This is a genomic window from Streptomyces sp. NPDC002467 (assembly GCF_042889825.1).
GTDB lineage: Bacteria > Actinomycetota > Actinomycetes > Streptomycetales > Streptomycetaceae > Streptomyces.
In genome coordinates this window covers 104665-116307 of sequence record NZ_JBIARJ010000001.1, presented here as the reverse complement: position 1 = coordinate 116307, position 11643 = coordinate 104665, and the positions used below count along the sequence as shown (strand labels likewise).

The following is an 11643-nucleotide window of genomic DNA, read 5'->3' as shown; positions in this document are numbered from 1 at the left end:
CCTTCCGCTCCGGGTGGGCTGCTACTGCTTGCGGTTGAAGGGGAAGGGGTGGCCCATCTCGACGAAGTCCACCCCGAGGGCCCAGGCCGCCGAGCGCGCGTAGGCGTCCTGGAGGGTGGGCTGGCCCGAACCGGGGCGCTCGGACAGGCAGATCAGTCCGCTGCTGTAGAGGTGCACCCCGTGCGCGTCGTGGCTGGGGAGGGTTTCCAGTTCGGGTTCGATCAGCCGCACCTGGTACTCGCTGCCGTTGAAGTGGGCGCACATCACGTACGTCCGATTGAACATCGTCGTGATCTCGTAGACCCATCCCTCCGCGCCCGGGGCGTCCTCGTAGTAGGTGTTGGCGGGGAACTTGGTCCGCACGATCTCGTACTCGCGGTCCAGTCGGGCATCCGCCCCGCGGGCGGCGAAGGTGCTCTGCGGGACCCTCGACAGCGGGGCGTCGTTCTCCCCGCCGGTGCCGAGGAGGACCTTGCCCTCGCGGTCCACGTACACCTCCTGCCGGTTGGCCGTGGACTTCTTGGACTGACTCGCGAAGAAGCTGTCCCGGATCGCGTTGAGGTCGTACTTGTCAGCCATGTTCGGCATCCCTCCCCAGGGGAACGTGGGTGGAGCGGTGTGGTGAGGTGCGGTGGACCGTGGCGGTACGGGCCCCCGCTCAGGACGGGGCGCCGGTGATCAGCTCCCGTATCCGCAGCGTCTTCGGGTCGTGGGCGCCGTGAGCCGTCACGTGGTCCTGGTACAGGGCCTCGAACTCGGCTGCGGCGAGGGCGCGTTCTCCGGCGACGTGCAGCCAGTGGGCCCGGTCGAAGCGGATCTCCGACACCTGCGGGTCGGTTGCGGAGAAGACTCCGGAGACCGCGGTGAGGACCTCCAGCAGGTGCTGTGCGGCCGGTGCGGCGTGGCCCGCGTCGCCCAGGTAGCGGGCCAGGTTGAGGGAGCATACGAGGGCCAGCTCGTCGTCTGCGCCGAGCACCTGGCGGGCCCGCGCGGCCACCGGGGCGAGCCGGTCGGCGGCCTCGGAGGGCCGTCCGGCCCGGGCGAGCGCCCGCGCGAGGTGCAGGGTGACCAGCCAGGCGCCGGCGTGGTCGGAGGGCAGCACGGCGGCCGCGTGGTCGAGGACCTCGCCCAGTCGCCCGACCTGCTCGACGGGGTCGGACTCCGCCTCCAGTACGGCCTGGCACCGTGCTTCGACCTCGGCCGCGGGATCGGTCGGCGGCCCTGGGGGCGGGGGCGGGGGCGGTGGGGTGTGCGGAGTGACGACGACGGTGGGCAGCGGGGTGGCGGCCGCGCTCAGGGCGCGCAGGAGCGCGGCCGTCTCCTTCGTGTCCGCGGGCCGGTGGCCGGGGTTCTTGGTGAGCAGCCGGGTCACGAGGACGTCGACGGCGGGCTGCACCTCCGGGCGCAGTCCCCGCACGGAGGGCACCGCGGCATGGCAGTGCCGGCGGGCGAGTTCCCCGTAGTCGCCGTGGGAGACGTAGGGCTGGCGGCCGGTGAGCATCTCGAAGAGGACGCAGCCGACGGAGTAGAGGTCGGTCGCGGGGGTGACGGGCTCCAGGAGGAACCGCTCGGGGGCCATGTACTCGGGCGTGCCGAGGAGTTGGCTGGTGGCCGTGACGCCGGCCGCGTACCCGAGCTCGCCGACGGCCGTGTAGGAACGGGCGATGCCGAAGTCGAGCAGGATCAGCCGGCCGGCGGGCTCCCGGACCATGACGTTGCCGGGTTTGATGTCGCGGTGGACGAGGTTGCGGGCGTGTACGGGGGCCAGCGCGTCGCAGAGCTGGGCGGCCCAGTCCAGGGCCTGGGCCACGGGAAGCCGGTGCCCCTTGGGGACGGCGGCGCGCAGGGTGCGGCCCTCGATGAACTGGGTGATCAGGTAGAGGTGCCAGGACCCGGCCATCTCCGTTTCGTCCACGTCGTGGATGCGGACGACGTGCGGATCGTCGATGGCCGCGAGGATCCTGGCCTCGCGGAGGAAGCGGCGCGCCGCACGGGTGCCGCGGTCCGTGACGCGGAGGAACTTGGCGACGACGACGCGGTCCAGCCGGTGGTCGTGCGCTTTCCAGACTTCTGCCATGCCTCCCGGGAACTGCTCAAGTAACTCGTACCGGTCCAGTACAAGGCGCCCCAAAGGCGCGGGGTTCGCCCCCCGCATACCCGACATGGCTCAATGGTGGCACTTGCGTGTTCGTAGGTTGACCGTATTCGTGAAACAGCCCGGCGGTCTTTGCGGCCGCCGCGTCGCGGCGGGATCCGCGCCCGGGTGAAGGCGCCCGGGTGAAGGCGCCCGGGTGAAGGCACCCGGGTGAAGCCGCCCGGGCGCGGCGCCGTGGCTCAGGCGTGGGTGATGATGTTGGTGATGACCCAGCCCGCCCATATCAGCGGTGCGATCGCGAGGTAGGCCGCCGGGCGCTGGAGGACCGGCTTCCCCTCCGGGAGGCGGGAACCGCCCGGCAGGGCCGGGCCGGGCGGCGTGAGAGCGGTGAGCTTGCGGCCGGCGACGAGGTTCCAGATCAGCGTGAACGGGCTGAAGAACACCAGGGAGAACGGGGACCACCAGCCCAATGCCATGGTGGCGGTCGTCGTTTGACGGAGGACGGACGTACCGCAGGACTTGCAGAACGGCCCCTCGACCTTCTGGAAGCGCATCACGATCAGCAGTCCCTGATGGTTGCGGAAGGTCACCGGGGTGGCCGGCTGAGCCCCACAGCTGCGGCAGAACGGGGCACCGGGCTGCCATCCGGCGGGCGCTCCGGGGTAGGCGGGTGCCGCATGGTAGGCGGGGGCCCCGGGGTATGCGGGGGCTTGTGTCCCGGCGGGGGCGCCGGAGGAGGGGTTGGGCTGGGCGTACGGGTTGGGCTGGCCGTACGGGTTGGGCTGGCCGTACGGGTTCGGCTGCGGTGCGGGTGGAGTGGTCATGGGGAGGACTTCCAGGGGCTGGTCGGGGCAGAAAGGGGTGTGGCCGGACAAGGGATTGCCCGTGCGTTTCCGCTCGTTGAAGAGCAAAAGGTACTGGGGGGTCGGGTGTTGTCCCCCTTCGGGGGTCGGGCAGTGGTCGGGCCGGCCGCATCTCTGCCGGGAAGCCGCCGTCCACTGTGCTGACCGGCAGCTTTGCCTTTGAAGAGGGCCGCCGCCTACCCGTATGCGGAGTCGGTGAGGTCCGGCCCGCGCCCGTCGATGATGTCGGGGGCCCGGAGCCCGTAACCCTCGGCTTGACCGTAGTACGTGGGCTCGCCGGGCTCGGCATCCACCCCGAGCAACTGGTCCAGTTCCTGCAAGGCCGACGTGAGCCGCGGTGCGTTGGCGGCGTGGACGGCCGGGTGAGGGTCGCCTCGGAAGTCACACCGGCCCCATACGTCGTGGTGCACGGAGAGTTCCGCCGAAGGCCCGATCTCGTCGGGTGACACCATGAGTTCGACCAGGCGGTACTCGTCGTGTCGTGTTCCGTTGGCATCGAACCAGGCGCCGGATCCGAGTACGAGGAGTCCGCCCATCTCCGCCCGCGGATGCCCGCTCGGCCGGCAGGCGCGGAGGGCATCGGGGAGTGCGGGATCGTCGAGCGGACGCCTGCCGAGGTCCAGGCGGCTGTGGATGCCGAGGCCACCCTTGCCGACCTGGAACCAGTGCCACGCGAGTGAGGCCGGCTCCAGCAAGGCGTGCTTCCGAAGCACCGCGCCCATGCGGGCGGCGGTCCTGAGCGCGGACTCCAGACCGGGCTCCGCCACGTCGTCCAGATCCCAGAACCACGAGCCGCACTCCTTCGGCGCGCGCGTCAGCATCGGCATGTCACGTGTCGAACTCCCCTACCCAGGAGCGGTCCAGAAGGCGAATGGGCAGGTATTCCGACTCGACCTCCACGGGAAAGCCCGCGTCGTAGGCCAGGCATGCCATCGCGAGCGGGCCGACGGCCACGAGTCCTCGGGCGTCGCGGGCGCGGTCCTCGTCGGCGGTCCAGTACTCCTTGTGCCAGGTCAGGGCCTGGACGAGGGAATCGGTGAAGGCCTGGTCCTCGCGGCGCAGGTAGAGCTGGAACAGCTCCAGCGGCGGGTAGAGGATCTTCAGCATCAGGTCGGTGTCGGCGATCCGGGCCTCCTCGGGCGCGGTGCCCCGGACCGCGGTGAGAAGGGTGATCCACGTCTCCTGTCGACCGAACCAGAAGTTCTGGAGCGTCTCGATCCAGGCGTAGACGTACTCGTCGAATTCCGCGCCCGAGGCCCGAATGAACTCCACCGGTACCTGAGCGAGTTCTTTCAGACGGTCGTTCTCACGGCAGATCACCGCCAGGTAGAAGGCGGTGAGCCAGTTGCCCGCGTGCAGGTAGTCCTGCGGGCCGGTGGCGGGAAGCCCGCGTACCTCGTCCAGGGTCCCGACCCTCAGCGGGACCGGGCCCTCCTGTGCGGTTCCCGCGGCGAAGAGGGCAGAGCCCACCTGCATCGCCAGGACCCAGGACTCCCAAGTCTCGAGCTCGTTCGACTTGGGGTCCTGGAGGCAATGCCACTTCGCTGCGGAAAGCGTGAGGGTCAGCGCGTCGTAGCGGTCGTCCCCGGAGGTTTCCATCCCCTCGACTGCCTCCCGCGCGGACGCCACGACCGGAGCCATGGTTTCGGCCGCGCCGTCTGTACGGAACGCGTGGCGTGGGACGGCGGTGGTCATCGTGTCGCTCCCGTGTTCCGGTTGCCATGCGGGTTGAGCGACTGGTGCACCTGCACCTGGAGGAGCGCCTCGTTCAGGGCCGTGCCGACGATGGCGAGCGAGGCGTCCAGGTTCTGGATGCTTGTTTCGAACCGCTTGGTCAAGCGCTTCGTGAACTGCTCGTCGACCGTGGTAATGGCGTGCCCCTCCACGATCACCGTCACGGACCGCTCCTGTCAGTGGTTCGGGGAAGAGGTCTTCCCTGTGAACTCGCACCTCTCGAATGCCCTGGATGCCACGTGTGCCGAGCGATTCTCCTCATCGCGGCCCGCGCTCCATGACAGTCACCCCCCCCGTGGGAGGGTTCCCCGCGTCAGGCGTCCACCTCGCCGACCCAGCCGAATTCCAGCAGTTCCTTGGGCAGGTACTCGGACTCGACATCGATCGGCATACCGGCGTCACGGGCCATGCAGGCGATGGCGAGCGGGCCGAGGGCGACCAGTCCATCGCCGCTCCTCGCGCGGGCCTCGTTCGCCGTCCAGTACTCCTTGTGCCAGGTGAGCGCCTCGACCAGGGCTTCGTTGAACTGGGTGTTGTCCCGCGTCACGTAACGGTAGAAGAGGTTGATCGGAGGATAGAGGATCTTCAGCATCAGCTCTTTGCCGGCGATCTGCACGTTCGCCGGGTCCGTACCGTCGATGGCGCGGACCAGGGTGTCCCAGGTCTCTTCGCGACCGAACCAGTGGTGCTGGATCGTTTCGATCCACGCGTAGACGTACTCGTCGAATTCCGCACCGGAAGCACGCAGGAAGGAGAGCGGGACCTGAGCGAGCTGGTTCACGCGGCTGTTCTCACGGCAGATCGCGGCCAGGTAGAAGGAGGTGAGCCAGCTCCCGGCGTGCAGGTACTCCTGCGGTCCGGTGGCCGGCAGCTCTCGCTCCTCCCCGTTGACCCCGATCCGGCACGTGACGGTGCCCTCGACGACCTGGCCCGCGGCGAACAGCGCGGATCCGGTTTGCATGGCGAGGATCCATGCTTCCCACGTCGTGAACCGGTCGGCTTCGGGATCGGCGAGGCAGTGCCACTTCGCCGCCGCCAGCGTGAGCGTGAGTGCGTCGTACCGGTCGTCCTCGGACGTCGCGAGGCCCGAGAGCGCCTCCTCGGCACTCTCGACGACCGGCGCCATCATTTCGGCCGCATTGTCGGTACGGAACGAGTGGCGGGGTAGGGCGGTGCTCACGTGGGGAATTCCCCGGCCCACGTGCCCTTGAGGAGGTGCTCGGGCAGGTACTCGGACTCGACCTCGATGGGGAAGTCGGCGTCCTGGGCCAGACAGGCCATCGCCAGAGGGGCCAAGGCCACCCATCCGTAGGGGGAATCGGCACGCCCCTGGTCGGACGTCCAGTACGCCTCGTGGGCGCGGAGCGCTTCTTCGAGCGAGCGGTTGAACTCCTCGTGTGAGCCGGTGGCACGCCACCGGAGGAGGTCCATGGGGGGCCATGAGAGCTGCGAGACATGGTCGTGGTTGGCGATGGACGGGAGGTCGGGGTCGGTCCCCCGCGCCGCTTCCATGAGCTTGTCGGCGAAGTCCGGCCGGCCCAGCCAGAAGGCCTGGAGCGTTTCGATCCAGGCGTAGTTGTACGCGTCGTAAACCGACCCCGATTCGCGTAGTTTTGCCGGCGGAACGTTGCACAGAGCTGTGATGCGCTCTGCATTGCGGCAGATAACCGCCAGGTAGAAGGCAGTGGTCCAGTGGCCCGCGTCCACGAACGGTTCGGGATCCATGAAGGCCGGAACCGTGCGGGTCTCGTGGTGGATGAGACATTGCACGCTGGTCTCGGTCGTCGTGGCAGCGGTGAATACGGCCGAACCGCACTGCATGGCCGCGACCCAGGCCTCCCATGACTCCAGCCAGGTGGCGGTGGGATCGACCGTACTCCGTTCGTACGCGGTGATGAGGGCCGTCGACATCGCGTTCTCAAGGGCGAAAGGCGCCTTGTCGATTCGGTCGATCAGCATCATCGTGTGTTCCGAGAGGGACGGCTCGCGGCCCGGAAGGTCCTGCCGGGAAATGCTGTGACGGGGAATGGCTGTAGCCACTAGGTCCGGCCCTCTTACTTGAAGATCTTGAAGTACTGGAGCTTGCTGCCAGAGTAGGTGCCCGAATTCCCACGCCCCGTGCTGTTCACCCAGAGCAAAGTTCGTCACGTGGGGAACTCACCGAGCCAGTTGCCGTTCAGCAGTACCGCGGGCAGGTAGTCGGACTTCGAGATGCCGGCTTCGCGGGCGAAGCAGGCCATGGCGAGGGGGGCGAGGGCGACGAGGCCCGTGATCAGCTGGGACCGGTCTTCCTGGGTGACGCCGCCGTTCTCCCGTAGCAGTGACAGCGGCACCCGGCACAGGGCGGTGATCCGGTCCCGCTCGCGGCACACCACGGCCAGGTGGAACGCGGTGACCCAGGCCGCCGGGGTCACGTAGGGCTGCGGCCCGGTGGCTTCGAGCGTGAGGTCCTTGTGCGCGATGCGGCACTGGACGTGGGCCTCGGTCGTGGTCGCGGCGGCGAACACGGCCGAGCCGACCTGCATCGCGGTCACCCAGGAATCCCAGGTGGGATAGATCGCACCGCGGGGGTCCATGATGCAACGTGCCTGGGCGACGAGGAGAGTGCTGCTCAGGGCCGAGCCGAGAGCGGTGGGACGTCCTTCCAGGCGGCCGATCCATGTCGCCGCGCGCTCTTCGAGAAGGGTGAGGGTCGCTTCCGCGTTTTCCGTCGGAAAGGGATGACGGGGGATGATCGCGACCAACGCGCCTCTTCTCAGACGAACTTGAACCTTTGAATGCGATCCATGCCCGGGCCGTGTCGTACGGCTCCGATATCAGGTGGCGAACTCGCCCACCCACGAGCGCTTGACCAGGTGCTTGGGCAGGTACTCCGACTCGACCCCGATTGCCATGTCTGCGTCGTACGCCAGGCAGGCGATGGCGAGGGGGGCCAGGGCAACGAGGCCGTCGCCGCTCAGGGAGCGGGCCTCGGTTGTGGTCCAGTACTCCTTGTGCCAGGTCAGGGCCTGGACGAGGGAATCGGTGAAGGCTTGGTCCTCACGACGCAGGTAGAGCTGGAACAGCTCGAGCGGCGGATAGAGGATCTTCAGCATCAGGTCGGTGTCGGCGATCCGAGCCTCCTCGGGCGCAGTGCCCCGGACCGCGGTGACAAGGGTGTTCCAAGTCTCCTGTCGACCGAACCAGAAGTTCTGGAGCGTCTCGATCCAGGCGTAGACGTACTCGTCGAATTCCGCGCCCGAGGCCCGAATGAACTCCACCGGCACCTGGGCGAGTTCCTTCAGGCGGTCGTTCTCACGGCAGATCACCGCCAGGTAGAAGGCGGTGAGCCAGTTTCCGGCGTGCAGGTAGTCCTGCGGACCGGTGACGGGAAGCCTACGCACCTCGTCCAGGGTCCCGACGCGCAGCGGGACCGGGCCCTCCTGTGCGGTACCAGCAGCGAAGAGGGCCGAGCCCACCTGCATCGCCAGGACCCAGGACTCCCAGGTCTCGAGCTCGTCCGACTTGGGGTCCTGGACACAGCGCCACTTTGCCGCGGAGAGCGTGAGGGGCAACGCGTCGTAGCGGTCGTCCTCGGAGGTCTCCATCCCCTCGACGGCCTCCTGCGCGGCCGCGACGACCGGCGCCATGGCTTCGGCGGCATTGTCCGTACGGAAGTCATGGCGCGGGATACGCGTTGCCATCAAACTCTCCTCTGACTAATAAACGAATTCCTCAAGCGTGCCACCAGCGTATTGGCCGTTCTGGTTGACGTCTTCCTTGGCCTTGACCAGGACGTACTTCAGTCTGCCCTCCTTCAACGCCTTGCGGAGATCCGTGGCGATTTCGGCGTCCTTGCCACCGCGAGAGGTCATCTCGGCAAAGATCGTTCGAAGGTACGGCTTGGTGCCCTGTTGGACGCGCATGCCCTGGGCGCCACCGTGGTCGGTCAGGTCGTCGGGGTCGGGGTCGGCCTTGCCATGACGCCAGTCGGGACCGTTGGACGGTGCCTTCTCCTCCACGACCAGGCGCTGGTTGTCGGGGAGCTTGTACGCCCCGTCGAACATGTTCGCGCCGTTCGCCGTTTTCGGAAGGTGGATGATCTCCCTCTCCGGGAAGGCCTCCGGGATCACGTGGAGCAGCGCGGTCTTGGTTCCGAGCTTCTCCGAGATCTTGCTGTTGTTGGCGACACCGGGAAGACGCTCGTCGAACGCATTCTGCGCGGCTCGGACGGCATCGCGGTTCGCCTGGTTGTTCAGCTCCTTCAGTTTCACCTCAGCGTTGGTGAGGTTGACCGATACACGGCGGTCCCCCATGGCCTGGTGCAGCTCCTGCAGGTTGCCTTCGGGGACCGTGTCGAGCTTGAAGGGCGTCGGGGCCAACCGGTGCTCGCGGGGACCGTTCGGCAGGTCATGGGCAGGGATCAGCTTCCCGTCCGCGTTCTTGGCCAGCTGCGGCAGCTCCACGCCGTCGACATAATCCTCGATGCGCTTACGGCGGTTGAGCGTGTTGTAGTGCTCCGCACGCCAGGCCTCGTTGTTGTTCGCGAGCCATACGTGCTTGTCCATGAGTTCCTTGCGCCGTTCCGCCGTGAGCGGCTCGTCGCCTTCGCCCGCCCGCGCCGCATCGTCCGCCCCGCCCGTGCCCGGGTTGTCCGGGAGGTGGCCTCCGCTGCCGGTGGACGGGTCGTTGCCATGGCCGCCCGCGCCGGTGGGGCCGTCGCCACCCGTGGACGGGCCGTCCGGGTGGGAGCCGCCCGTGCCCGGGCCGTCCGGGTGGGTGCCGCCCGTGCCGTGGCCGTTGGTGCCCGGGCCGTCCGGGGTGTGGGTGGTCGGGGTGTCGGGGTGGCCGTTGCCGTGGGGGCCGTTGTTGAGGTCGTTCCGGGGCATGTTGTCCGGGGCGTGGCCGCCGGGGGTGTGGTCGCCCGCTCGGCCCGTGGGGGTGTTGTCGAAGCCGTGCGGGCCGCCGTGGGCGCCGTTGTCCAGGGGGTGGAGCGGGTTCGAGGTGTCGCTGCCCAGGCGGATGGCGTCGTCGCCGCCGCGGCCGCCCACGCCGACCAGTTCGCGTTCCGGGACCTTGACCGTGGACGGGGAGTCGATCTTCGGGGCGTCGGTCTTCGGCACGCCGGCGCCCGCGCCGGGCTCCTTCGGGGAGTGCTTGCCGTCCTGGAGGAGGCTGCCGTCCTCCTTGTACAGGTTGCCCGCGCCGTCGACGTACTTCGCCTCCGGGTGTTCGAAGGGCAGCTTGACGGTGTCCGGGGGCAGGTTGACGGTGCCTTCCGGGAGCTTGATGTTGCCGTCCGGGAGCTTGGTCGCGCCCTCCGGGATCGGTGCGCCGTCCGGGAGGTGGATCGCGCCGTCCGGGAGGTGGACGGTGCCCTCGGGGAGGGAGATGGCGTTGTCGATGTTGATGGTGGGGACTTCGACCTTGCCCATGCCCTTGAGGGCGGTCATGACGTCGCCGATTTTTGAAATGCCGGCGCCGGCGCCCTTGAAGACGTACGTCATGGGGTCGACGTAGTGGCCGACCTTGCCCGCCACGGAGAGGGCCTTGGCGACCGCACCGGCCTTGCCCGCGCCCGCGGCCGCGCTGCCCGAACCGCCCGTGGCGATGGTGGTGATCACGTTGAAGGTGACCGCGCCCGCAGCGCGGCCCGGGTTGGAGCTCCACTGGTCCCAGGCGAGGAGGGCCTTGCCGGTCTCCTTCAGTGCGGTGCGCGAATCGCGTACCCAGGTGGGGAGCTTGTCGTCCGGGAGGCCCATGATGAGGGGGCCGGCGCCGGGGATGGAGACGATCGCGAGGCCGGTGGCGAGTTTGGCCAGGCCGGTCCAGGACTGCTTGAAGGTGTCCCAGCCGTCGAGGCCCACGAGGCCGCCGAGGCCCTTGAGGGTGCCCCATACGCCGTCGACGAAGAAGCCCTTGGTGAACTCCCAGGCGTGTTCCCAGATCTGCCAGGCGGGGATGTCCTCTTCGACCGCCTCGCCCCAGGGCAGGGTCTTGGCCTGCTTCATGGCCTCGGCGTCGTAGCCGTACATGCCCTTGCCGTGGGAGCCGTCGTCCTTGGTGAGGGGCGTGCCGCCCACCAGGGCGACGATCTTGGCGTGGGCGGCACGTTCGACGTCCTGGAACTGGGCCCAGGCCTCGGCGATCCGGTTGCGGCGTTCGAGGTTCTCGTCGATCAGGTCGCCGTCCCGGTCCCAGTGCTCGTCGGACGTGACCTTGGTGCGGAAGGCTTCGGCTTCTTTTTTCAGCGAGTCGAGGCGTTTGGCGATGGGTTCCGCGTCGCGGGCGTACGTGCCGAGGGCGCCCGCGATCGTGCACATGTCGGAGCTGAGCTTCAGGCCCAGGTCGGCGACGGGCTTCGTCGTCGCGAACAGCTGGTCGGCTTCCGGCGCCTGGTAGAAGGCCGACAGGCCGCCGAAGCTGCTGTGGACGTCGCTCGTGGCCGTCGAGATCGCGGCGCCGCCCGCCGAGATCGCTTTGACCTTCAGGTCGAGCTGTGCGAAGTCGCCCGTGAAGATGGGTACTTCGGCCGGATCTACCGGTGCCGCGGTCACTTCTGCTCCCCCGAGTGCTCGCGCAGGTACTGGAGGTTCACCGAGCGGGCGGCGTCCTGGGCCGCCTTCGCCTGGTCCAGGTCGCCTTCCAGGTACTCGTTGGTCGCCGTCGCGGCGCCGCGCATGCAGGCCTCGATGCGTTCCGTCATCGACTTGAGTTCCGGCTTTCGGCCGTTCAGGTACTCACCGAGGGCGGCCGCCACCGGGCCCATGGCGTTCCGCGCCTGGCCGGGGGCCAGCGGGCCGACGACCTTCGACTGGGAGCCCATGATCGCCGTGCCCGCGAACTGCGCCGCCAGCGACATGTCCGTCAGCAGGGCGTTCAAGGCCTTCTCCAGATCGCCGGCGTGGTCGCCGACCTTCTTCAACTGACCTTGCACGCCTTGCGGCTTGATGTCCCATGACGTCATCGACG

General features: G+C 68.6%; 12 protein-coding genes. All 12 read right to left on the bottom strand.

The annotated features are described in order from the left end of the window. Window positions 1-21: 21 nt before the first annotated feature. Window positions 22-579, bottom strand: a complete 558-nt coding sequence (locus ACFYYJ_RS00540) for a hypothetical protein (protein WP_385126580.1) — start codon at window positions 577-579, stop codon at window positions 22-24. A 79-nt stretch (window positions 580-658) separates the two neighbouring features. Further along, on the bottom strand, window positions 659-2077 hold the full coding sequence (locus ACFYYJ_RS00535) for a protein kinase (RefSeq protein ID WP_385126581.1): 1419 nt from the start codon (window positions 2075-2077) through the stop codon (window positions 659-661). A gap of 257 nt (window positions 2078-2334) precedes the next feature. Continuing rightward, on the bottom strand, window positions 2335-2919 hold the full coding sequence (locus ACFYYJ_RS00530; RefSeq protein WP_389127466.1) for a hypothetical protein: 585 nt from the start codon (window positions 2917-2919) through the stop codon (window positions 2335-2337). Window positions 2920-3134: 215 nt separating this feature from the next. Beyond that, window positions 3135-3779, bottom strand: coding sequence for a hypothetical protein (locus tag ACFYYJ_RS00525; protein ID WP_389128038.1), 645 nt, complete (start codon window positions 3777-3779; stop codon window positions 3135-3137). Between the two features lie 7 nt (window positions 3780-3786). Beyond that, a complete protein-coding gene (locus tag ACFYYJ_RS00520; RefSeq protein WP_389127464.1) occupies window positions 3787-4653 on the bottom strand; it encodes an immunity 49 family protein in 867 nt (288 codons plus the stop codon). Beyond that, the gene (locus tag ACFYYJ_RS00515) at window positions 4650-4856 is read right to left on the bottom strand and encodes a hypothetical protein (RefSeq protein WP_389127462.1); all 207 of its coding nucleotides are present in this window, start codon (window positions 4854-4856) and stop codon (window positions 4650-4652) included. Before ACFYYJ_RS00515 ends, ACFYYJ_RS00520 begins: the two co-directional genes overlap by 4 nt. 149 nt (window positions 4857-5005) lie before the next feature. Beyond that, the gene (locus ACFYYJ_RS00510) at window positions 5006-5872 is read right to left on the bottom strand and encodes an immunity 49 family protein (protein ID WP_389127460.1); all 867 of its coding nucleotides are present in this window, start codon (window positions 5870-5872) and stop codon (window positions 5006-5008) included. Next, entirely contained in the window at window positions 5869-6651 is a 783-nt protein-coding gene (locus tag ACFYYJ_RS00505; RefSeq protein ID WP_389127458.1) for an immunity 49 family protein, read from the bottom strand. Before ACFYYJ_RS00505 ends, ACFYYJ_RS00510 begins: the two co-directional genes overlap by 4 nt. A gap of 185 nt (window positions 6652-6836) precedes the next feature. Then, a complete protein-coding gene (locus ACFYYJ_RS00500) occupies window positions 6837-7268 on the bottom strand; it encodes an immunity 49 family protein (RefSeq protein ID WP_389127456.1) in 432 nt (143 codons plus the stop codon). A gap of 240 nt (window positions 7269-7508) precedes the next feature. Further along, complete coding sequence (locus tag ACFYYJ_RS00495; RefSeq protein ID WP_385360709.1) at window positions 7509-8375, bottom strand: immunity 49 family protein; 867 nt, start codon at window positions 8373-8375, stop codon at window positions 7509-7511. 15 nt (window positions 8376-8390) lie between these two features. Continuing rightward, window positions 8391-11228, bottom strand: a complete 2838-nt coding sequence (locus tag ACFYYJ_RS00490) for a hypothetical protein (protein WP_389127454.1) — start codon at window positions 11226-11228, stop codon at window positions 8391-8393. Then, a complete protein-coding gene (locus tag ACFYYJ_RS00485) occupies window positions 11225-11638 on the bottom strand; it encodes a DUF6507 family protein (RefSeq protein ID WP_385126592.1) in 414 nt (137 codons plus the stop codon). The genes ACFYYJ_RS00490 and ACFYYJ_RS00485 overlap by 4 nt, the downstream gene beginning before the upstream one ends. Window positions 11639-11643: the final 5 nt, after the last annotated feature.

Excerpts from the sequence above, each read along its gene's own strand:
- ACFYYJ_RS00540 (WP_385126580.1), bottom strand. The coding sequence starts at position 579 with ATGGCTGACAAGTACGACCTCAACGCGATCCGGGACAGCTTCTTCGCG.
- ACFYYJ_RS00535 (WP_385126581.1), bottom strand. The coding sequence starts at position 2,077 with ATGGCAGAAGTCTGGAAAGCGCACGACCACCGGCTGGACCGCGTCGTC.
- ACFYYJ_RS00530 (WP_389127466.1), bottom strand. The coding sequence starts at position 2,919 with ATGACCACTCCACCCGCACCGCAGCCGAACCCGTACGGCCAGCCCAAC.
- ACFYYJ_RS00525 (WP_389128038.1), bottom strand. The coding sequence starts at position 3,779 with ATGCTGACGCGCGCGCCGAAGGAGTGCGGCTCGTGGTTCTGGGATCTG.
- ACFYYJ_RS00520 (WP_389127464.1), bottom strand. The coding sequence starts at position 4,653 with ATGACCACCGCCGTCCCACGCCACGCGTTCCGTACAGACGGCGCGGCC.
- ACFYYJ_RS00505 (WP_389127458.1), bottom strand. The coding sequence starts at position 6,651 with ATGCTGATCGACCGAATCGACAAGGCGCCTTTCGCCCTTGAGAACGCG.
- ACFYYJ_RS00500 (WP_389127456.1), bottom strand. The coding sequence starts at position 7,268 with ATGGACCCCCGCGGTGCGATCTATCCCACCTGGGATTCCTGGGTGACC.
- ACFYYJ_RS00495 (WP_385360709.1), bottom strand. The coding sequence starts at position 8,375 with ATGGCAACGCGTATCCCGCGCCATGACTTCCGTACGGACAATGCCGCC.
- ACFYYJ_RS00485 (WP_385126592.1), bottom strand. The coding sequence starts at position 11,638 with ATGACGTCATGGGACATCAAGCCGCAAGGCGTGCAAGGTCAGTTGAAG.